Origin of the sequence: Pedobacter punctiformis, assembly GCF_027213715.1 — a bacterium.
GTDB classification, from domain to species: Bacteria; Bacteroidota; Bacteroidia; order Sphingobacteriales; family Sphingobacteriaceae; genus Pedobacter; species Pedobacter punctiformis.
In genome coordinates this window covers 1,157,102-1,179,419 of the sequence record NZ_JAPWGM010000001.1, presented here as the reverse complement: position 1 = coordinate 1,179,419, position 22,318 = coordinate 1,157,102, and the positions used below count along the sequence as shown (strand labels likewise).

Here is a 22,318-nt window from a genome sequence, read left to right as displayed (position 1 = left end):
AATTAAAAGTTTCTGTGTTCAGTAACCCAATTCTGAATGTATTCTACTATGCTTGCCATGGTGGTACCCGGCGGGAATAATTCTCCCACTCCAAGTTCAGCGAGTTTTGCCCGGTCTGCTTCAGGAATAATTCCACCTCCAGTTAACAGAACGTCATCTAATTGCTTTTCTTTCATAAAATGAATGATTTTTGGAAAAACGGTCATGTGTGCACCAGAGAGTATGGAAATTCCAATGGCATCCACATCTTCCTGCAATGCGGTGTTAACAACCATTTCGGGGGTTTGTCTAAGTCCGGTGTAGATTACCTCCATACCAGCATCCCGAAGGGAAGTTGCAATAACCTTGGCTCCACGATCGTGACCATCAAGACCAACCTTCGCCACCAAAACGCGTATTGGGCGGTTTAATATTTTGCTCATAGTGAATATTAAGTTGGTGTAAATGTATAGATTTTGATTCTGAAATTAATCATTAACTAAAACAAGAAGAATTACGCTCAATCTTTTTAACTTTGCATTCTTAATTTACAGGTTTTTATGAGTGAAGAAAAGTCATTGAACTTTATTGAAGAGATTGTTGAGAACGACTTAAATAGTGGTAAGTATAAAACATTGGTTACACGTTTTCCGCCTGAACCAAATGGTTATTTACACATCGGCCACGCTAAAGCTATATGTTTAAACTTTGGTTTAACACAAAAATATGGCGGTTATACCAACTTACGTTTTGACGATACCAACCCGGTAACTGAAAAAACAGAATATGTTAACAGTCAGCAGGAAGATATAAAATGGCTTGGATTTACCTGGAAAAACGAGTTATATGCATCAAACTATTTTGATGAATTATATGCTTTTGCCGTAAAACTGATCGAAAAGGGCCTGGCCTATGTGGATGAAAGTAGTGCAGACGAAATTGCTGCTTTAAAAGGAACCCCTACCGAACCCGGCAAAGACAGCCCCTACCGCAACCGCAGCATGGAAGAAAACCTTGACCTTTTCACCAGAATGAAAAATGGAGAATTTGGTGATGGGGCCTATACTTTAAGGGCTAAAATTGATATGACAAGCCCGAATATGTTAATGCGTGATCCGATTATTTACCGCATTAAACATGCTGAACATCATCGTACAGGGAATAAATGGTGTATTTATCCGATGTATGATTTTGCCCATGGCCAAAGCGATAGTATAGAAAATATTACACACTCTATTTGTACTCTGGAATATGTTTCGCACCGTGAATTGTATGATTGGTTTATAGAAAAGCTGGAAATTTTTCCTTCTAAACAATATGAATTTGCCCGTTTAAACCTTACTTCAACGGTAATGAGTAAGCGCAAATTGCTTCAATTGGTCAACGAAAATTTGGTAAACGGCTGGGATGATCCACGCATGCCTACGATATCGGGTTTACGCAGACGTGGTTTTACGCCGAAAAGTGTTCGCGAATTTTGTGAACGTATCGGTATCGCAAAACGTGAAAATCTGATTGAATTAAGCTTACTTGAATTCTGCATTCGCGAAGATTTAAATAAATCGGCTAACCGTGTAATGGCTGTTTTAGATCCGATTAAACTGGTAATCACCAATTATCCGGAAGGACAAAGTGAAGATTTAATTGGCGAAAATAATCCTGAAGCTGAAGATGGTGGAGGTACACGTATAATTCCTTTCAGCAATGAACTTTGGATTGAGCGAGAAGATTTTATGGAAGTTCCGGCAAAAAAATGGTTCCGTCTGGCACCAGGGGCTATGGTTCGCTTAAAATTTGCCTATATCGTTAAATGTGAAGATTTTGTAAAAGATGAAAATGGTCAGGTAACCGAAATTCGTTGCACCTATTTCCCTGATTCTAAAAGTGGAAACGATACCAGCGGCATTAATGTTAAAGGTACCATACACTGGGTAAGTGCAGCACATGCAAAAACGGCCGAAATTCGTTTGTATGACCGCTTGTTTACCTCTGAAACGCCTGATGCAGAAGAGGGTGATTTTAAAGATTACTTAAACCCTGAGAGTTTAACCGTATTGCCGAATGCTTATATTGAGCCTGCTTTGGCAACTGCTGACTTAGATAGCCGTTATCAGTTTATCCGTAAAGGTTATTTCTGTTTGGATAAAGATTCTACCGCTGAAAAGCTGGTATTTAACAGAACAGTTACTTTAAAAGATACTTTTAAGAAGCCTAACTAAAGGAATAAAATTTCTTTAAGGCATACGCCACGGAAACACAGAATCCACGGAAAATATTCCGTATCAATTTCGTGATTCCGTGGCTATTTTTTGTTCTTTTTACACAAGCTATCAGTAATATATGCAGAACGTATAAATTGAATTAGCTAATACTTTGTATACACATTATACAATACCAAAATATCTACAGGTGTAAGCTTTGGTGTCAAATCGCTTTGTATAAAGTGACGCTTAAAGGCAGTAATAGCCGCACCTAAATCACTTGTATCATATCCAATAAGTTTTAATGCATTGGTGGTATCGAAATCGGCAGGTGGATTTTTAAGCACCTCATCATACCAATAACCGAAACCTTTATCAGCCAGTTTTTTCCACGGAAAATTATTTGGATCGGGTTTACGTTTTGGTGCAATATCGGCATGTCCAATAAAGTTTGCAGTCGGAATACCGTATTTCTTTTTCAGTGTACCTAAAAGTTTAATCAGGCTGTTAATCTGTGCATCGGTCCATATATCTGTTGTTCCATTATTATCCATTTCAATGCCGATTGAGGAAGAGTTTAAATCCGTATCCTTTCCCCATTTACTAACACCAGCATGGTTTGCCCTCAAATAATCGTTAACCATATGCACTACTTTACCATCACGGCTAATTACATAATGCGCACTGGTACCTGTTCGGGTAAGGGTAAAAGTTTTAATGGTTTGGGCTAAACTATCCTGGGCGGTATGGTGAATAATTACAAAATTGGGTTTACGGATACCAAAATTAACGGAACCAACCCACTGTTGATTTGAAGCCATTAGAGAATCGTATAATTGACCTTCTGGTGGTGTTGTACTTATAACTTTAGAGAAATCTCTCGCTTTTTCTTTATAAACTTTTTCCGAAGCTGCATATTTACTTGTGCTGCAGGCAGAAAGTAAAGCGATACCGGCAATAGAAAAATAAGATAGAAATTTTGAAGAAATTATTGATGACATGATATTAATATTAAAAAAATGAAGTTACAAAGTTATGCTAAACTTCATCCTTTCCATCAAACTTTATACAAAGCTTTCAAATTTTACTAATTTAGCGCCGATATAATTTAAGAATGAAGAATTTATATAAACCAACCATATTTCTATCGGCATTAGCCCTTTCAGCAAGCCTTTTTTCGGCCTGCACCAGCAACACAAAATCTACAGACAATAAAAATGTAACGGAGCAAAGAGACAGTCTTGTAGACTATGTTGCGCATCGTTTACCCATTTATGAAAAGGTTAAATTAACAACCAATATTAACTTGCTAAGCGTTAACGACCGTAAAATATTACCGCTTTTAATTCAGGCTGCTGAAATTATGGACGAGCTTTACTGGAAACAGGCTTATCCGCAACGCGACAGCCTACTTGCAACCATAAAAGATGAAAAAACCCGCGATTTTGTAAACATCAATTATGGCCCGTGGGATAGATTAAATAACGACAAACCTTTTGTTACCGGGGTTGGCGTAAAACCGGAGGGTGCTTCTTTTTATCCCTACGGAATCAGTAAGGAAGCGATTGAAAAATCAAACCTGGCGGATAAATCCGGTGCTTATTCAGTGGTTAGAAAAGATAGTACTGGTAAGTTAAGTACCGTTCCTTACCATATTTTATTTGCCTCAGAATTGCAAAAAGCTTCTTCTTTATTAAAACAAGCAGCATTAATTACGGAAGATGCCAGCTTAAAAAAATACTTAACGCTTAGAGCGGATGCATTGGTAACAGATAATTTTACGGCTAGTGATTATGCCTGGCTGGATATGAAAACCAATGGTTTGGATATTATTATCGGCCCGATAGAAAACTATGAGGATAAACTTTTTAATGCCCGGACCAGTTATGAAGCTTACGTTTTAATAAAAGATAAAGAATGGAGCAAGCGACTTGCTAAATACGTAAAAATGCTTCCCGATTTACAAAAAGGATTACCTGTTGCAGCAAAATACAAAGCGGAAACGCCAGGTACAGATTCTGAATTAAATGCTTATGATGTTGTTTATTATGCCGGAGATTGTAATGCCGGATCTAAAACCATTGCGGTGAATTTACCCAACGATGAGAAAATTCAACAGGAAAAAGGAACACGCCGTTCTCAGCTTAAAAATGCGATGAAGGCCAAGTTTGATAAAATTCTCGTACCCATAGCCAAAGAATTAATTGATGCTGACCAACAACAATACATTAAATTCGATGCCTTTTTTGCAAATGTAATGTTCCACGAAGTAGCCCACGGCCTGGGTATTAAAAAAACAATAACAGGCAAAGGATTTGTTCGTGAGGCATTGAAAGAACAGTACAGCTGGCTGGAAGAAGGCAAAGCCGATATATTAGGTTTGTATATGGTAACCGGCTTACTTAAAAAAGGAGAGTTAACGGGCGATATAAAAGATTACTACACCACTTTTATGGCAGGTATTTTACGTTCTGTACGTTTTGGCGTATCAGAAGCACATGGTAAAGCCAATATGCAATGCTTTAATTACTTTAAAGAAAAAGGGGCATTTGAACGTACTACAAAAGGAACTTACAAGGTAAATTTCGACAAATTTGCTTCTGCCATGAACGATTTAAGTGCTTTTATCATCACTTTACAAGGTAACGGCGATAAAGCTACAGTAGAAAAAACTCAAAAAACAATGGCGCTGGTTCCTGCAGAATTGCAAACGGACTTAGATCGTTTAACTAAAAAGAGCATTCCTGTAGATGTTGTTTTTGAACAGGGCGTAGATGTACTTGGCGTAAAATAGTATCTAAAATATTTAGGGTAAAAGCCCGGTTAGCTGTCACAGTTAGCCGGGTTTTTTATTTCAACACGATTAGGGCGGCTACATTTTTGCAAAAAGTTTGTAACCTTTTAAAAAAAACATCGTCTTAATAATACTAAAACAGTGGAAAGCTTTTCATTTCCCAAATAAACTTTAAATAAGCCGGCAATTAAGTTAGCGTAGTTAAAGCTGCGTTGAAAACTGTTTTGCTAAATTTTTAAAAATAAAAAAATCAACCCAGTGAATACATTTTACAAACTATTACTAACCGCCATCTCCGTTTTTACAGCGAACAGCCTTTATGCTCAAACCAGTAGCAAGCCCAATATTAGCGGCGTTATTTTAGATGAAAACAAAAAACCTGCAGATTATGTTACGGTTGTTCTTTTTAAAGCAACAGATTCAAGTGTTGTTAAAACCGCTTTTACAGATCAGGCTGGAAATTTCAACTTCTTAGTTTCAGCCAAAGGCGATTATTTTTATAAAGCCAGTATGATGGGTTATAAAACCTTAAGAAGTAAAACCTTTAAACTGGAAAATGCCGATCAGAAAATAGATTTTGGGTCAGCTCAGTTAAGTTCTGCTTCACAAAACTTAAAAGAGGTTACTGTTGCGTTTACCAAACCTTTAATTGAGCGTAAAAGCGATAAACTGGTTATGAATGTTGAAAATAGCAGCATTGCAACAGGATCTACTGCTTTAGAACTTTTACAAAAAGCGCCAGGTGTAAGTGTAGATCAAAATGACAACATTTCTATGCAGGGAAAACAAGGGGTTTTAATTATGCTGGATGGTAAACAAACCTATATGAGCAGTGCTGATGTAGCAAATTTGCTTCGCAATATGCAAAGTTCCCAAATAGAAAGCATTGAACTGATTACCAACCCTTCGTCGAAATATGATGCTGCCGGTAACTCTGGAATCATCAACATTAAAACTAAAAAAAGTAAAAGTGCTGGTACAAACGGCAGTCTTAATTTAGGTGCTGGTCAGGGTAAAAATTTTAGAGGGAATGCCGGAATTGATTTAAACCACCGCGATAAAAAATTCAATCTTTATGGCAATTACAATTATTTCTACAATAAAAATAGCCGCAACATTTATATAGACCGTATTTCTAATGGAGTAAACGGGAACCCTGATACTTACTTCTCTCAGGGTGGAGGCAATATCCGTCACAACAACAGCAACGGATATAAAGTTGGATTGGATATATTTCTAAATAAAAACAATACACTTGGCTTCCTTGTAAACGGTTATTCTAATACAAGCAACCAGGATGAAAATAACAAAACCTTAATTGGCCCTTCTTTTTCTAAGCTGGATTCATTTACTATTTCCAACAGTTTCACAAAAAACAGTTATAAAAACATTGCTTACAATATTAATTATAAGTCGGTTTTAGATACCGCAGGACAGGAAATAACCTTTGATGGTGACTATTCCAGTTATAAAGGCAATAGTAACATTGATTATATTAATGATTACTTTTTTGCAAATGGCACACCGATAAGGCCAACCGTTTTAACCCGTAATGCCACACCTACCAATATTAAAATTAAAGCATTTAAGATAGATTACACACTGCCAATTAGTAAGACCGTAAAATTTGAAACCGGTATAAAAAGCAGCTGGGTTACTACAGACAATAATTTTGCAGCAGAACAGTTTGTAAATAATATCTGGCAGAACGATGTACACAAAAGCAATCAGTTTATTTATGATGAAAATGTAAACGCTGCCTATGCAAATTTAAATAAACAGTTTAAATCAACCAGTATTCAGCTGGGTTTAAGGGCAGAGCAAACCAACTCAAAAGGAAATTCTATTACCGAGAATAAAATTGTAAAAAGAGATTATCTTGATTTCTTTCCAAGTGTATTTATTAACCAGGCTTTATCAAAAAATAATGATTTGGGGATTTCATACAGTCGCAGGATAGACAGACCAAGTTATGATGACTTAAATCCGTTCATCTATTTTCTGGATCAATATACTTACCAGAAAGGTAATCCATTTCTTAACCCTCAATACACCCATAACTTTGAGTTAAACTACACCTTTATGAAAAAGTATATTGCCGCTTTAAGTTATAGCAGAACAAGTGATCTGATTAGTCAGGTATTGCTTCCTGATGGAAAAGCTTTGTTTCAAACCAATGAAAATCTTGCTAAGCAAGAAGTATGGGGTTTAAACATTAATGCGCCGGTAAAAATATTTAAATGGTGGGAAACCAATAACAATCTTAATATTTTTAACCTGAAATATGATTCACCAAATCTGGCAGGCAGAGCACTAAGCACCAATAAAACTTCATTCCAGTTTAAAACACAGCATACTTTTACCATTGCAAAAGGTTTTACAGGTGAGTTAAGCGGAAACTATGAATCTCCGATTGATGGCGGTACCATTGCCATTAAAGAGCGTTATGGGGTGGATATGGGTTTAAGCAAATCGTTTATGGAGAAAAAAATGAATTTGAAATTCTCTTTAAGTGATGTATTTAAAACACAAAAAATGCGGGCAAACAGCACTTTAACAGGTCTTGAATATACCATTCGCCAGGATTACGATAGCCGTGTTGCAAGAATAAGCTTTACTTATCGCTTTGGACAAAATGAAATTAAACCAGCCAGAAGAAGAAGTACCGGATTAGAATCTGAGCAGGGCAGGATAAAAAATTAACAGATCACCTCAACCAAAAGGCCCGGTTCCATTGGTAACCGGGCCTTTTTTATGGGATTTATGCTAATCGTATTACAAATCAAACTTTATACCTTGAGCCAAAGGCAATGTATTAGAATAGTTTATGGTATTTGTTTGTCGGCGCATGTAAGCTCTCCATGCGTCAGATCCACTCTCTCTGCCACCACCGGTTTCTTTTTCGCCACCAAATGCACCACCAATTTCTGCACCGGATGTACCAATATTTACATTGGCAATACCACAATCAGAACCTTGTGCAGATAAAAACTGCTCTGCTTCTCTTAAGTTCAGCGTCATTATTGCAGATGATAATCCTTGTGGCACCCCATTTTGCAAAGCAATGGCTTCATCAAGTGTTTTATATTTAATGAGGTATAAAATCGGGGCAAAAGTTTCATGCTGAACAATTTTATATTCATTTTTAACTTCAGCAATACAGGGTTTTACATAACATCCGCTGCTGTAAGCTGCACCTTCTAAAACGCCGCCTTCTACCACAAAATTTCCACCTTCAGCTTTACATTTTTCAATAGAATCCAGATAGGCTGCAACAGCATCGGTATCGATCAATGGTCCTACATGGTTGCTTTGATCCAACGGATCTCCAATTCTAATCTGACCATAAGCCTTAACCAGTTTTTCTTTAAAAGCATCATATACACTTTCATGAATAATTAATCTTCGGGTTGATGTACAACGTTGACCTGCCGTACCCACAGCCCCAAAAACGGCACCGATTAAGCTCATATCCAAATCAGCATGCTCAGAAATAATAATGGCATTATTGCCGCCAAGCTCTAATAAACTTTTACCCAGGCGCGCCCCAACCGCAGCTGCAACCGCCTTGCCCATTCGCGTAGATCCTGTAGCGGAAATTAAAGGTACACGACCATCATTGGTCATCAGTTCGCCAACTTCACGATCGCCAATAATTAAGCTGGATACGCCTTCGGGAATGTTATTGGCTTCAAAAACTTTGGTAATAATATGCTGACAGGCGATCCCGGTTAGTGGTGTTTTTTCTGATGGTTTCCAGATGCAAACATTTCCGCAAACCAAGGCCAGTGCGGCATTCCAGCTCCAAACGGCAACCGGAAAATTAAAGGCAGAAATAATCCCCACAATACCCAGTGGATGCCATTGCTCATACATGCGATGGCTCGGGCGCTCGCTATGCATGGTTAAACCATAAAGCTGACGGGATAAACCCACTGCAAAATCACAGATATCAATCATTTCCTGTACTTCACCAAATCCTTCCTGCAAACTTTTACCCATTTCATACGAAACCAGGCTACCTAATGCTTCTTTATTTGCACGAAGCGCATCGCCAAATTGTCGTACAATTTCCCCTCTTTTCGGAGCTGGAATGGTACGCCAATACACAAATGCTTCCTGCGCTTTAGCAATAATCGTTTCATAATCTGCAGGTGTGGCCATTTTTGCAGTGGCAATTATTTTTCCGTCAACGGGTGAAAAACTTTCTAAAGATTTTGCATTCGATTCGCCACCCCAATGGCTGCCCGTACTAAAAGCAGCATTCCCGGCGTGGATACCTAATTTGCTTAATATCGATTTAATATCTGCTTGCATAATTTTAAATATGTGGTTTATACAAAAAAACAAAAAATTAACAGAACTGCTTCATAATAAATTTTTAGTTTCCCATAAATTGTAACTTTGGTTTTCTTATCCTTATCCAATAACCATTTAAAATAAAGAATAAAATATGAAAAAGCATTTCGTGCTCTATGGGTTAATTGCAGCTGGCTTATCTTATGCTACAGAACTCCAGGCCCAAACGCAACCCGGTTCGAAAGACAACAATTTAAAAATTTATCGTGTTACCGCCACCAAAGTAAATGATCTTGTACACACTAAACTGGATGTATCTTTTGATTACGCAAAGCGATATTTATATGGTAAAGAATGGCTAACGTTAAAGCCCCATTTTTATGCAACAGATTCTTTAACCCTTGATGCACAAGGCATGGATATTAAAGAAGTTGCCTTGGTCGGTTTAAAAGGCAATACGCCTTTAAAATATTCGTACAACGACAATAAATTATACATTACCTTAAATAAAAAGTACAGCAACACCGAAAAATATACCGTTTATATTGCCTATACCGCCAAACCCGATGAACTTAAAGTAAAAGGCAGCGCTGCAATTACAGATGCAAAAGGACTATATTTTATCAATCCGGATGGCAGCGATAAAAACAAACCTACCCAAATATGGACACAGGGTGAAACAGAATCTTCATCGGCCTGGTTTCCAACGATAGATAAACCAGATCAGAAAACAACGGCAGAAATTTCGATGACTGTTCAATCGAAATATGTAACGCTTTCTAATGGTAAGCTGGTTACTCAAAAAGCCAATGCAAACGGAACGCGTACCGATACCTGGAAAATGGATTTGCCCCACTCTCCGTATTTATTTATGATGGCTGTAGGCGATTTCAAAATAACGAAGGATACCTGGAAAGGAAAAGAAGTGAGTTACTACCTTGAGCCGAAGTATGCGCCTTATGCCAAGCAGATTTTTGGCAAAACACCAGATATGATCCAGTTTTACAGCACAACCTTAGGTGTGGATTACCCATGGAATAAATATTCGCAAATTGTGGGTCGTGATTATGTTTCTGGTGCTATGGAAAACACCACCGCAACCTTACATGGAGAGCATGTTCAAAAAACGGACCGTGAGTTGCTGGATGGAAATGAAGAGGGTACCATTGCCCACGAACTTTTTCACCAGTGGTTTGGTGATTACGTAACTGCCGAATCGTGGTCTAACTTAACCATGAACGAATCTTTTGCAACTTTTGGGGAAGTTATCTGGCGTGGCCATGACGGCGGAAAGGATGCAGAAGATAAATCCCGTTATGAAAAACTACAAACTTATTTAGGCTCAACAAAAGATGGCGAAAGCCCGGTATTGGCCCGTTTCCATTACAATGATAAGGAAGACATGTTTGATAACATCAGCTATTCAAAAGGATCGATCATTTTATATGCACTTAAAAACCAAATGGGTGATGACGCTTTTTTCAAATCTTTAAATCGTTATTTAACCACAAATGCTTTTAAAAACGGAGAAACCCACCAATTGCGCTTGGCAATGGAAGAGGTTACGGGAAAAGATTGGAGCCCATATTTTAATCAATGGTATTATAATGGAGGTCACCCGATTTTAAGTGTTGATTATAGCTATGACAATGGCAAAGCCATCATAAAAATTAAACAAATTCAGGAGAATGCTGTCCAGACTTTTACGCTGCCTTTGAAAGTTGATATTTATGCTGGTGGTAAAAAAATCAGCAAAGATATTTTAATCGACAGCCGTGACCAAAGTTTCAGTTTTGAGGTAAGCAGTAAACCTGATCTGATTGATTTGGATGTGGATAAAATTTTAGTAGGTGAAATTCAGGACAATAAAACGCCTGAAAACTATTATTTCCAGTATAAAAATGCGGCTAGCTATGCAAACAGAATTAATGCTTTAAGTTTTGCTGCAAAAAGTAAAGATGCAAAAGCACAGGATTTATTGGTTAGTGGCTTAAAGGATCAGTCGGCTGATTTACGCGTACTGAGCATTCGTGGCCTTAAGTTAACTGATGAGCAGAGCAAAAATGTTGCGCTTCCAATTCTGCTTCAACTGGCTAAAACAGATAAAAATACAGATGTAAGATCGGCCGCTATTTCAAAACTGGCTACCACAGGTGATGTAGCTTATAAAGCGTTATTAAGTGACGGCCTGAAAGATAGATCTTACAAAGTAATTGCGGCTTCTATTGGTGGTTTAGCTAAACTGGCTCCTGAAGAAAGCATTGCGGCTTTGGCTCAGCTGGATCAGGATACGAAAGATCATATTGCTCCCTCTATTGCTGCTTTATATGTTGGCGATCCTGCGGATGCACACCAGCCATTTTTTGAAAATGTTATGGCGAACGGCGACAGAAATAAAGTTTATGCTGTAGTTGGTGCATATTATCAGTACCTGACCAGAAATAACAATCCCGCCGTTACAGAAAAAGGGATCAAAAACATCAGCGATGCGATTGACCGTTTAAAATTATCCGGTGGTTTAACCAAACAACTTGCAGCAGCTTATGATTCAACTGCACAAGGGAAAGCAAAACAAGCTTCATCAGCAAGCGGAGATGCGAAAACTAATTTAGAAAAACAGGCAGATTTATTTAAAAAAGCGGCTGTTGATTTAAATAATAAATAGAAAGATAGCGTTTACCCATTATATTAAAAAAGCTCCGTAGAAATTAATCTACGGAGCTTTTTATTTTGAAAAAATCAAGTATTACCTTAATCCTTTATAAACCAGCGTATCTGTAGCAGATCTGCTGGAAGGGCTTGTGCCCCATTGAAAAGAAAGGTAAAAAGTTTTTGTATTCGGATCGTAACGGTTATCATAACCTGGCGTGTTTTGCAAAGAACTGTTTGCTGTACTTTTCATGGTTACCTTGTTTGTTGCAGGATCAACATTAATTGTTAATCCGTCAATACCACCAACAGCACCTCCATTAGACCAAACCTGAGAAAAATCAACAGCATTAGCACCATGGGTAACCAGCTCTTTACTCAATCCTGAGAAATTACCCGATAAAACGGGATCACCTTCTCTAAATACATAGCCTTTAAAATTGTACACCCCATCGTATCTGTTTCTTACGCCCACATTTACCACCACAGAAGCAAAGTTTTTACTAATTACTTCACCAGAAGCATCGGTAATGGTTACCGGAAGTCCATAAGCTAAATCAGGGTTAAGTAAAGTGCTTACAAATTTAACCGGCACCTGAACCCGGCGCTGACCTGCCGGAATCGTAATTGATGTTGGCATAGAGAACGCATTAACCGGTAAAATGGTTAAGGGCGGATCATTGGGATGAGCAGTGTTATAATTGTCAATCATTGCCGGATTAATAGACAAAGTCACGTTAATCGGTGTTGATTTTGTATTTGAAGCCGTGTAATTAATGTAAAAGAAATAATCGCTCGGTTCATCTTTTTGAATCAGTGAGGTTGATAACGAATTCACACTCCCATCACCCATTGGGGATCCAACAGGAATTTCAACAACTGGGGTAGTACTCGAAAAATCAGGCTGCTCATTTTTATTTTTTAAGCAGGAGGATAAAGCTATTGTGCAAATAACAAGAGCAATTCCTTTTAGTATATTCTTATTTTTCATCTTTTTGTGATTAATTATTGAACATCCCAGAAGATTCTGGAAGTAAACTGGTTAATGGTACCTTCTGCAATAACATTGGCAGAGTTGGTGTTATATTCTCTTTGAGGGTATAACATTCTTACCGGTATTTTTTTGGTGGTTACTGTAGAAGCAATTGAAATTGGCATATCGGCAGGAAGTTCCAAACGTCTGTAGTCAGACCATGGCTCGATATCATTTGTACCGTTCATTGCAGCCCATTTTTGTTTAATGATTAAGGCCATTTTATCTGAATTGGTATCCCATTTTGCAACTGCCTGATCAGCAAGATAAGTTATCGCTTCTGCCTCCGTTAAACCCAGGTAAACAAAGTTGGCTTTAACAGCAGCTTCATAATAAGCTTTGGCATCACCTGCAATCCATCCTCTTTGCGCAGCCTCAGCCTGGATAAATAAGCTTTCAAAATCGGTTATAATCGGTTGCGGCTGATCATACGACTTTAAAACACCTTCACCTATAGAAGAAACTGTTTGAATGGTTTGATCAAAATTAACATCTTGCCCCCACTGTAAACTTACATAAGTACTGCCTGCATTATCATTTACAGTATTATACATTTTGGCTAATCTCGGATCGGCATTGTTTTTAAGAAAGTCCATACCGTAGGTACTGGCCAGCATATAGCCATGACTTGCCGTACGGGTACCATCAACTTTATAACCGTATACGCCCCAAAACGGGTTTTGCTTGCCATCCGTATTTAAGTAACCGGGATTATTAAAAATGCCATCGCCGGTACCGATATAGCCCATGCCATTTGCATTAATTTTTGCTATTTCGGCTTTAATGTAAGCTTCTCTTCCCGGCATTTGAGATTGTCTCAACAGGATTCTTAATTTTAAAGTATTGGCAAATTTACCCCATTTCTGAACATTACCTTTGGCAAAAATATCTGCCGATGCATCTCCTGGCGCTACGCTAGCTGTTTTAAAGAGGTTTGCAGCTGTATCCAGTTGTTTAGCCAGGTCTTCATAAATTTCCTGTCCCTTATCATATTTAGGGGTAAGGAATTTAACAGATTGCGAGGCTTGTGAATATGGTACATTGCCATAAAAATCAACCAGGTATTGATAATCCCACGCTTTCATGGTTTTAGCCACTGCTACAAAAAAGTTTTGTCCTGAAGCTTTACCCTGAGTTTCAAGATAAGTGTAATCGGTTAAGTTATCGTAAACATTAGCCCAAAGCGTAGTAGATCCACTCCAGTTTGTTGTAAAGTTATAAGAACGTTCTTCATACCAGCCCGAAACCCCACCCGGTGTCATCCAGTAGTTCATCCATAAGGCAGCGAAGCTGTAGAAAATAGAATGTCCGGTTGTTGAAGCGGCAGTATTGTTTAATGCACCTGTTAAAATCAAGGCTGGTTTAGCAGAAGTTGCATTATTAGGGTTAGTATTAATATCTAAATATCCCTTTTTACATGCCCCCAGCAATATGGCCGAGGCTGTAAATAAATATATTAATTTCTTTTTCATGTCTTTTCTTTAATTATTTAAAAGCCAACTGTTGCTGTAAATCCGTAAATACGGGTTGGAGGGGTTTGATTTAAATTGTTTACACCTTGTGCATTACCCGTTCCCACGTTAATCTCAGGGTCTGTGTAAATGTTGTCACTAGGCCTGAACATGAATAAGTTTCTTCCAACTAATGCGATACTGGCATTTTTAATAAACTTGGCTTTACTTTGCAACCATTGAGATGGCACCTGATAAGCCAAAGATAATTCTCTGATTTTCCAGAATGCAGCACTTGAAACATAGTTTGAAGCGGTATTGGTACGGATACCATCAGACCAGAAAGATCCGTTACCCTGAATGGTTGTGGTATTGGTATTAGGTACAAATACGCCTGGCGAAGTTTGTATTACTGAATTTGGATAAATAAAACGTTCGCGACCTGCCTGCGCAGAAGTATAACTGATACCCGCAAAATCCAATGTGCTTGCCATGCTGCTGTAGAAAACATTTCCACTGCGATATTCAGCAACACCTGATAAAGTAAAGTTTTTAAAGGTAACGCTGGTGTTAACCCCTAAAATATGGCTTGGGTTGGTTTGTCCAAAGTCTTTGTTTACCGGATTAGAAAGTGGCAAACCTGTGTTGGCATCTACAATAACACGTCCATCAGGAGTAGTTTGATAAGTACTTACCTGCAATGACGGAAAACTTTGTCCAACCACGATGTAGTTATTATCACCTATACCTAATTGAGACTGCCCCTGGTATAATGATAATACCTTATTGGTGTTATAAGAATAGTTAACACCCACATTCCATCTGAAACCATTAGATAAACCAATAACTGGCGCAGCGTTTAAGCTAAACTCGATCCCTTTGTTTTGTCCAACTCCAGTATTGATAATTGCACTTGTATAACCAGTTGTACCCGATAAATCGATACCATTAATAATTTCCTGATCTTTAGTTTTTTGAATGTATGCAGAAGTTTCTAAGGTAATTCTATTGTTTAAAAAGCCTATATCAACGCCAATTTCTTTTGAAATGGTTTGTTCAGGTTTTAAATTAGGATCGTAAACAACATTATCTATTGTATAACCTGCTGTACCGCCATAAGGGAAATTACCCGCAGCATTAATGGTAGAAATTAGTTTATATGGATCAATTTGAACCGCATATACTTTAGAAATCCCTCCACGAACTTTCAAATTACTAATTAATTTACTCTCTTTTAACGCAGGTATTGCATCCGTAAGTGTAACCGCTACATCTACTGCCGGATAAAAGAAAGAACGGTTGTTTTTTCCTAATCGCGAATCCCAGTCATTTCTTCCAGAAAGGTGGACAGTCAGGTAGTCGTTATAAGTAGCCGTTAAATCTCCAAAAGCACCTAACTGGCGGGAGTTACGCTCAGTTTCAGAACCTACAATTTCGCCGGTACGGTTGTTCAGGTTAAATAAGTTATCAATAACAAGGTTATTTCCTTGCGAAGTCATGTACTTATAATTTTTTTGAATAACCTGTGCACCACCGATTAATGTAAATTTAAATTGGTTAAACGTTTTAGTAACTGTCGCTAAAAAATCTCCTGTGTACCTGCTTTCAAACTCATTATAATCGCGGACAGAAGATCGGGTGTATTGCGTTGCGGCAACTCCTTTACCTGAATCGTGTGCAAAATCAGAATAGGTGTAAGCATAATTAAAATCCTTACCCTGTGTATTTTTGGTACTCAAACCGCCTCTTGCCATTATACTTACCCAGCTAACTGGTTTATAAGTGATGGAAATATTACCCAAAAGGTCATCTCTTCTCTCTTTATTACGATTTTGCTGTAATCCAAAGTAAGGGCTTGAATAATAATCGTTATAATAATCATTAGGATTTCCGTATTTCGAATTTAGATCGCTATACTCGGTTAACGGAATATTACCCGGCGTATTAATTACGTTGTTATAAACCTGGTTGGTACTTTTATCGTAGTTACGCTGGGTATAGTTAAATGAATAGTCAGCAAAAAATTTATTAATTTTTCTTGTGCCGTTAACACGAAAAGCTGTTCTGTTTGATTTATCACCCGGAACATAACCTTTACTGTTTACACGCTGCATGTTAATATAAGTAGTTCCGTTTTCATTTCCACCTGAGTAGGTAAGATCATTTTGCTCATCAATACCGGTTTCAAAAAAGTTTTCTTTTTCACCTTTTTTATACGTGTAAGGAACCATTTGATAAGTACCATCTTCCAATACCCGGCCAACTGGTCTTAGGCTTCCATCAAAACGATCTCCAAATGTTTGGTTCTCAAATGGAGTATATAAACCAAAGCCAAAATCATCCTGTGTGGTACCTCCGCCAAACTCAGTTTGCATCTTTGGAAAATAGGATAAACGATTTAGTAACGTGGAATTAGTATAAGTTACCGAGCCTCCATCAGAAGATCCCCTTTTGGTACTCACAATAATTACCCCATTTGAAGCATCAGATCCATACAATGCCGCCGCATTTGCACCTTTCAAAATATTTACATTGTCAATGTCATTTGGATTGATAGAGTTTAACTGGCTTAACGGAACAATAACACCATCCAATACCAAAAGAGCCTGATTATTTCCTGTAAAAGAGCGGTTACCCCTTAAAACAACCCTTACCTGGTCGCCAGCATCAATCTGGTTATTGGCCTGAGTAATTTGCAAACCGGCTACTTTTCCGGATAAACCAGTTGCCAGGTTGGTTGGCCTGCTTGAAGTTAACGCTTTGCCCGTTACTTGCTGAGTAGCATAGCCAATTTCTTTTGGCTTACGCTTAATACCAAGCGCTGTAGTAATGGTCACTTCGCTCAATGTTTTGTCATCTGAAGCCAGCTTAACATTAATTGTCGACTGACCTCCAACGGTAATTTCCTGTGTAATAAAACCAATGTAAGATAACTGAAGTACATCCTGTGGGGCTGCACTAATCGTAAATTTTCCATCAGCAGAAGTTACTGTTGCTTTTTTAGTGCCTTTTATAAGAACACTTACTCCAGGAAGCGGCAAACCATCGCCCGACCCTACCACTTTTCCTGTTACATTCTTATTTTGGGCTCTTATCTGAGTAAGTCCCATAAACAAGAATATGAACAAACCAAGTACAAGTTTTTTCATAATTTTTTTAATCTAGTTTATAGTTAGTAATGAACCATAATTACACGAATATTTAACTCAATGTCAAATACATCTGTAATTACCGGACTAAAATATAAAATACATTTAAGATATCACTAAAATGTTTTAGTAAATTTATTCTTTTCAATATTTTGAATAAAAATTTAACTAAATTCGTTCAGATTTGTTAGCCATTAACAGAACTAAAATCCTTAATCAGCACTTCATTTTAAACAAAATCCAAATCACTACAAATTCACCTCAAACCAATTATTATGAAAAGAATTTTTATGCTAGCCTTATCATTTAACTTGTTAACAGTTGCTGTTTTTGCGCAAAACCTAACCGTTGGACCAAGTTCAAAACAACTAATGGCCACCAACATGAAAAGTTACGAGGGTTCGCCATTCTTTAACAATAGTTATACAGAAAGCAGGGTAAAAACAAATAGTCAAAAAGAATTCATGGCGCCTGCTTTAAGGTATAACCTTTATACGCAGCAGCTGGAATATTCCGACAATGATAAAGTCTATGCTATCCAGGATTCGGTACAAGCATTCACAATGCCTGATAGTCTTGGCCACATTCATCACTTTATTAAAAAGAAAGGGGAGAAAAAGGACGCTTTTTATGAAATACTTTTTTCGGGCAATGCTGAACTTTTAAAGCAATACATCGCTAAAAATGAGGTTACTGAAGATTGGTACACCAAAAAACAGGTGAAAAAAATGGTACATCAGGTCATTTATTTTCTAAATAAAGATGGAAAAATTCAAAAAATTTCTCCGGCAGGCAAAAACATCCACGCTCTATTAGCCGATAAAAAAGACAAAATACAGGCTTTAATTGATACTGAAAAGCCAGATTTGAATACCGATACAGGTTTAATTGAGGTATTCAAATATTATAATGCATCTAATTAATTACTTTTCTTGTGTTTACAAAGTGATAACCCACGGCTTAACTACAGTGGGTTATCCTTTTTATTTACAACCATCCTTTCGTCTGGTATCAATGATATAAACAATTTGCCAACCCTTTTCTCCTTTTACCAGCTGGAAAGAATTTACGCCACAATGGCTAAATTTCTCGTCAACATAAAATTTATAATCCGTCCATACACTGGCCAAAGGCCCGTCTATTAATATTTTGGTGAAAACGATTCGCTCATCATACTTTTCTTTATGCGGCGTACCTAAAAATTTCAAAAAGCCGTCGACAGATTCAGTTCTCACTGTCGTTTTTCCATCTTTATTAACAATGGTTTGCATTAAACTTCCTTTTGCAAAAGCCGATCTTGCTAAGGTGCTGTCGCCAGCTTTCATACCGGTAAATAACTTATTAACGGCATCTTTAACCTGTTCTTCCTCGTTAGACTGGGCAAACAATTTTGGAGTAAAAAGCATTAAAAACAATGCTAAAATGGCTAATCTTTTCATGACTTGTTAATTACTGATTTTAGAATAAATTTATATTACTTTTGTAAAAGTAGGGAAATGGAACCGCGATGCTGCAAAAATCATTTGATTATTCACACATCTTAATCACAATCAATACAGTTTATATTCAGGTATTTACATCTGCCGGGAAGGCTAATGTTAATAATTATTTTTAAAACGAATAATTAAATATTGTAAACTTATAATGTGTTTTTCTGCTAATTGGCACGGTTCTTTAATGATAACGATATGGAAGAAGAATTCTTTTTTGAATCCAACGAAGATGCGCAACGCTCAGTAGAACGTTACGAAGAGATGATCCGAAACAAGGACCAGTATTTTTTTGATGCGCATGCTTTTGAATACATAGTAGATTTTTACATTGAGAAAAACGATCCGGTTAAAGCTTTACAGGTAGTTGATTATGCAGTAAGCCAACACCCGTATGCAACAGTTTTCTTAATCAAACAGGCTCACCTTTATATTTTAACGAATAACCACGAACAGGCATTTTTGGCTTTGCAAAAAGCCGAACTTTTAGAACCATCAGAACCTGATATTTATTTACTGCGTGGTAATATTTTTCAAAATACAGAACGTTATGCAGAGGCGCTTGAAAATTATGAAAAAGCACTTGGCCTGGCTGAAAGTACAGACGAAATTTTATTACAGATGGCTTATGTTTACCAAAGCATGTCTGATTATGAAAGCGCCATTACCTATATAAAGTTAAGTTTAGAGCAAAACATGGAAAATCAGGACGGCCTGTACGAACTGGCTTTTTGTTACGATGTTTTAGACAAACAGGAAGAAAGCATTAAATTTTATCAGCAGTATATTGATACCGATCCTTATTCTTATGCCGCCTGGTATAATTTGGGCAACAGTTACCACAAGCTTAGCCTTTGGGAAAAAGCAATTGATGCCTACGATTATGCCATTTTAATTAAGGAAGATTTTAGTTCTGCCTACTTTAATAAAGGTAATGCACTGGTGCAGCTTGATAAATACGATGAGGCCATTACCGTTTACAAACATACTTTTGAGTACGAGCAGCCCAATGCCGATACTTATTGTGCTATTGGAGAATGCTACGAAAAGCTTGAACAAATGGATGAAGCCCGTTCTTACTACAAAAAATCGGTTAAAATGGACCCCAAAATGGCCGATGCATGGTTTGGCATAGGGGTAACCTTAAACCACGAAGAACGTTATTTTGAATCGTTACATTTTTATAAAAAAGCCATAGACCTGGAAGCTGAAAATCCTGATTTTTGGTTTGCCATGGCAGATGCCTATTATAAACTGGGCCAGATTGAGGAATCTATTGTTGCTTACGAAAAAGTATTGGAATATAACCCGCTTGATATTGAAGCGTGGTTAGATTTTAGTACCGTTTTATATGAACAGGGTAAATTATTAGAAGCTTCGGAAACGATGGCAGATGCCATTAAAAATAATCCGGAAGCAGCAGAATTATACTATCGTATGGTGGCTTATCTTTTTGCCTTAGGAAATTATAGTGATGCGCTGGAATATCTGGAAACTGCTTTAACAACAGATCCGGAAAAGCATTATATTTTATTTGAATACTTACCTCAATTGCAGGATAACAGTGCAATTTTAAACGTTATAAACCGATATATCCGCTAATAAGCATGTTAAAAAAAATTGACAATTAATCTCAATTTTTTTTTCACTTTTGTACACTATATGAATTACCCATTATTAAACGTCCCTGAACGTCCTGCAAAACCACGCCAAAAAGGCTTAACAATGGTTATGGATAAGGGATTAAGCCTGCGCCAGGTAGAAGATTTTATTGAAGTTGCAGGTGTACATACAGATATTGTTAAATTGGGCTGGGCTACCTCTCATGTAACCCCAAACCTTAAAGAAAAATTAGCTTTATATAAAAGCGCAGGCATACCAACCTATTTTGGAGGCACATTATTCGAAGCGTTTATCATTAGAAATCAGTTTGAAGATTATCAGCGTGTTTTAGACCAGTATGGAATGGAATATGCAGAAGTATCTGATGGTTCAATTGATATAGAACACGACCGTAAATGTGAGTTCATCAGCAAATTAGCAAAGCAGGTAACCGTAATTTCTGAAGTAGGAAGTAAAGATGCGGCTAAAATATTTGCTCCATACAAATGGATTAAATTGATGAAAGCTGAAATGGAAGCCGGTTCATGGAAAGTAATTGCTGAAGCCAGAGAAGGTGGTAATGTTGGTATCTACAGAGGCAGCGGAGAGGTGAGAGAAGGATTAGTAGATGAGATTTTAACACAAATACCAGAAGAAACCATCATTTGGGAAGCTCCTCAAAAAGAACAGCAGGTTTGGTTTATCAAACTTATTGGCACAAACGTAAACCTTGGAAATATTGCTCCGGCAGAAGTTATTCCACTGGAAACCATTCGTTTAGGATTACGCGGAGATACCTTTGATCATTTCCTGAACTTAGGAAAATAAACACAAAATTCGTCATTGCAAGGCATCAGGTAAACCAACAATTGATTTATACCTTGCAGTGACGTAAAATACGCATATGAAAACCTACGGTTTAATCGGATACCCGCTTTCGCACTCTTTCTCTAAAAAGTATTTTACCGAAAAGTTTTTAAATGAAGGCCTTCATGATTATCAGTATGAACTCTATCCAATAGAAAACATAGACTCTATTACTGGTTTACTGGCAAATTACCCTACACTTTGTGGCTTAAATGTAACCATTCCGCATAAAGTAAATGTATTGCAATATTTAAATGAGCTTGATGAGGTTGCGGAGAAAATTGGTGCAGTAAATTGTATTTGCATCAAAAATCATGATGGAGAAAATTATCTGAAAGGTTATAATACAGATGCTTATGGTTTCGAAGAATCTTTAAAACCATTACTTGAACCGCATCATACCAAAGCACTCGTTTTTGGAGATGGTGGTGCTACTAAAGCCATAAAATACGTTCTGAATAAGTTGAATATAGAGTTTATTACTGTCGTACGTAAAGAAACTCCGGGAACGGTTTTATATCAGGATTTAAGCCCCGAAATGATCCGGTCTCATACTTTATTGATCAATACAACCCCTTTGGGCATGTCGCCAAATGTAGATACTTACCCTGATATAGATTATTCTTTATTAGGGCCTGAACACCTGGCCTACGATATTGTGTACAATCCTTTAGAAACTGCTTTTATGAGTAAAGCTGCTGCCCGCGGTGCTAAAATTAAAAACGGATTGGAAATGTTGCATCAACAGGCAGAAAAAGCATGGGAAATCTGGAACCGTTAATTTGCATTAATTCAATAGTCTTA

At 37.4% G+C, this 22,318-nt stretch carries 15 protein-coding genes; 8 read left to right on the top strand and 7 right to left on the bottom strand.

The features are described from left to right. Positions 1-2 precede the first annotated feature (2 nt). Positions 3-422, bottom strand: a complete 420-nt coding sequence (locus O0955_RS05265; RefSeq protein ID WP_269426474.1) for a cobalamin B12-binding domain-containing protein — start codon at positions 420-422, stop codon at positions 3-5. A gap of 117 nt (positions 423-539) precedes the next feature. On the opposite strand from O0955_RS05265, the gene O0955_RS05260 reads away from it, so the two are divergent. Further along, a complete protein-coding gene (locus O0955_RS05260) occupies positions 540-2,198 on the top strand; it encodes a glutamine--tRNA ligase/YqeY domain fusion protein (RefSeq protein ID WP_269426473.1) in 1,659 nt (552 codons plus the stop codon). A gap of 146 nt (positions 2,199-2,344) precedes the next feature. Here the strand turns inward: O0955_RS05260 and O0955_RS05255 are convergent, their stop codons facing one another. Continuing rightward, positions 2,345-3,181: an N-acetylmuramoyl-L-alanine amidase gene (locus tag O0955_RS05255; protein ID WP_269426472.1), complete on the bottom strand. Its 837-nt coding sequence runs from the start codon at positions 3,179-3,181 to the stop codon at positions 2,345-2,347. A 113-nt stretch (positions 3,182-3,294) separates the two neighbouring features. Here O0955_RS05255 and O0955_RS05250 point away from each other — a divergent pair, with 113 nt between their 5' ends. Both O0955_RS05250 and O0955_RS05245 read left to right on the top strand, forming a co-directional pair. Further along, positions 3,295-4,974, top strand: coding sequence for a dipeptidyl-peptidase 3 family protein (locus O0955_RS05250; RefSeq protein WP_269426471.1), 1,680 nt, complete (start codon positions 3,295-3,297; stop codon positions 4,972-4,974). A gap of 258 nt (positions 4,975-5,232) precedes the next feature. Beyond that, entirely contained in the window at positions 5,233-7,677 is a 2,445-nt protein-coding gene (locus O0955_RS05245) for a TonB-dependent receptor (RefSeq protein ID WP_269426470.1), read from the top strand. Between the two features lie 72 nt (positions 7,678-7,749). Here the strand turns inward: O0955_RS05245 and amaB are convergent, their stop codons facing one another. Further along, entirely contained in the window at positions 7,750-9,291 is a 1,542-nt protein-coding gene (amaB, locus tag O0955_RS05240) for an L-piperidine-6-carboxylate dehydrogenase (RefSeq protein ID WP_269426469.1), read from the bottom strand. 136 nt (positions 9,292-9,427) lie between these two features. Here amaB and O0955_RS05235 point away from each other — a divergent pair, with 136 nt between their 5' ends. Then, a complete protein-coding gene (locus O0955_RS05235; protein ID WP_269426468.1) occupies positions 9,428-11,938 on the top strand; it encodes a M1 family metallopeptidase in 2,511 nt (836 codons plus the stop codon). 81 nt (positions 11,939-12,019) lie between these two features. On the opposite strand, the gene O0955_RS05230 is transcribed toward O0955_RS05235, so the two are convergent. From O0955_RS05230 to O0955_RS05220, 3 genes are read right to left on the bottom strand one after another with little or no spacing between them, the layout of a single operon-like run. Then, positions 12,020-12,913 (bottom strand): DUF1735 domain-containing protein, encoded by an 894-nt coding sequence (locus O0955_RS05230; RefSeq protein WP_269426467.1) that lies wholly within the window; start codon positions 12,911-12,913, stop codon positions 12,020-12,022. 14 nt (positions 12,914-12,927) lie between these two features. Then, complete coding sequence (locus O0955_RS05225; protein WP_269426466.1) at positions 12,928-14,427, bottom strand: SusD/RagB family nutrient-binding outer membrane lipoprotein; 1,500 nt, start codon at positions 14,425-14,427, stop codon at positions 12,928-12,930. A 17-nt stretch (positions 14,428-14,444) separates the two neighbouring features. Continuing rightward, a complete protein-coding gene (locus tag O0955_RS05220; RefSeq protein ID WP_269426465.1) occupies positions 14,445-17,555 on the bottom strand; it encodes a SusC/RagA family TonB-linked outer membrane protein in 3,111 nt (1,036 codons plus the stop codon). 275 nt (positions 17,556-17,830) lie between these two features. Here O0955_RS05220 and O0955_RS05215 point away from each other — a divergent pair, with 275 nt between their 5' ends. Beyond that, positions 17,831-18,478, top strand: coding sequence for a hypothetical protein (locus tag O0955_RS05215; RefSeq protein ID WP_269426464.1), 648 nt, complete (start codon positions 17,831-17,833; stop codon positions 18,476-18,478). 60 nt (positions 18,479-18,538) lie between these two features. Here the strand turns inward: O0955_RS05215 and O0955_RS05210 are convergent, their stop codons facing one another. Then, entirely contained in the window at positions 18,539-18,994 is a 456-nt protein-coding gene (locus tag O0955_RS05210) for a nuclear transport factor 2 family protein (RefSeq protein WP_269426463.1), read from the bottom strand. A gap of 249 nt (positions 18,995-19,243) precedes the next feature. Between O0955_RS05210 and O0955_RS05205 the strand changes: the two genes are divergently transcribed. The 3 genes from O0955_RS05205 (at position 19,244) to O0955_RS05195 (ending at position 22,295) form a co-directional block, all read left to right on the top strand. Continuing rightward, positions 19,244-20,647, top strand: a complete 1,404-nt coding sequence (locus O0955_RS05205) for a tetratricopeptide repeat protein (protein WP_269426462.1) — start codon at positions 19,244-19,246, stop codon at positions 20,645-20,647. 60 nt (positions 20,648-20,707) lie between these two features. Further along, positions 20,708-21,475 carry a phosphosulfolactate synthase gene (locus O0955_RS05200; protein WP_269426461.1) on the top strand — a complete coding sequence of 256 codons (768 nt, stop codon included), beginning with the start codon at positions 20,708-20,710 and terminating at the stop codon, positions 21,473-21,475. Positions 21,476-21,551: 76 nt separating this feature from the next. After that, the gene (locus O0955_RS05195) at positions 21,552-22,295 is read left to right on the top strand and encodes a shikimate dehydrogenase family protein (protein ID WP_269426460.1); all 744 of its coding nucleotides are present in this window, start codon (positions 21,552-21,554) and stop codon (positions 22,293-22,295) included. Positions 22,296-22,318 lie beyond the last annotated feature (23 nt).

Coding starts and splice junctions, on each gene's coding strand:
- O0955_RS05265 (WP_269426474.1), bottom strand. CDS start 422: ATGAGCAAAATATTAAACCGCCCAATACGCGTTTTGGTGGCGAAGGTT.
- O0955_RS05260 (WP_269426473.1), top strand. CDS start 540: ATGAGTGAAGAAAAGTCATTGAACTTTATTGAAGAGATTGTTGAGAAC.
- O0955_RS05255 (WP_269426472.1), bottom strand. CDS start 3,181: ATGTCATCAATAATTTCTTCAAAATTTCTATCTTATTTTTCTATTGCC.
- O0955_RS05250 (WP_269426471.1), top strand. CDS start 3,295: ATGAAGAATTTATATAAACCAACCATATTTCTATCGGCATTAGCCCTT.
- amaB (WP_269426469.1), bottom strand. CDS start 9,291: ATGCAAGCAGATATTAAATCGATATTAAGCAAATTAGGTATCCACGCC.
- O0955_RS05235 (WP_269426468.1), top strand. CDS start 9,428: ATGAAAAAGCATTTCGTGCTCTATGGGTTAATTGCAGCTGGCTTATCT.
- O0955_RS05230 (WP_269426467.1), bottom strand. CDS start 12,913: ATGAAAAATAAGAATATACTAAAAGGAATTGCTCTTGTTATTTGCACA.
- O0955_RS05225 (WP_269426466.1), bottom strand. CDS start 14,427: ATGAAAAAGAAATTAATATATTTATTTACAGCCTCGGCCATATTGCTG.
- O0955_RS05220 (WP_269426465.1), bottom strand. CDS start 17,555: ATGAAAAAACTTGTACTTGGTTTGTTCATATTCTTGTTTATGGGACTT.
- O0955_RS05215 (WP_269426464.1), top strand. CDS start 17,831: ATGAAAAGAATTTTTATGCTAGCCTTATCATTTAACTTGTTAACAGTT.
- O0955_RS05210 (WP_269426463.1), bottom strand. CDS start 18,994: ATGAAAAGATTAGCCATTTTAGCATTGTTTTTAATGCTTTTTACTCCA.
- O0955_RS05205 (WP_269426462.1), top strand. CDS start 19,244: ATGGAAGAAGAATTCTTTTTTGAATCCAACGAAGATGCGCAACGCTCA.
- O0955_RS05200 (WP_269426461.1), top strand. CDS start 20,708: ATGAATTACCCATTATTAAACGTCCCTGAACGTCCTGCAAAACCACGC.
- O0955_RS05195 (WP_269426460.1), top strand. CDS start 21,552: ATGAAAACCTACGGTTTAATCGGATACCCGCTTTCGCACTCTTTCTCT.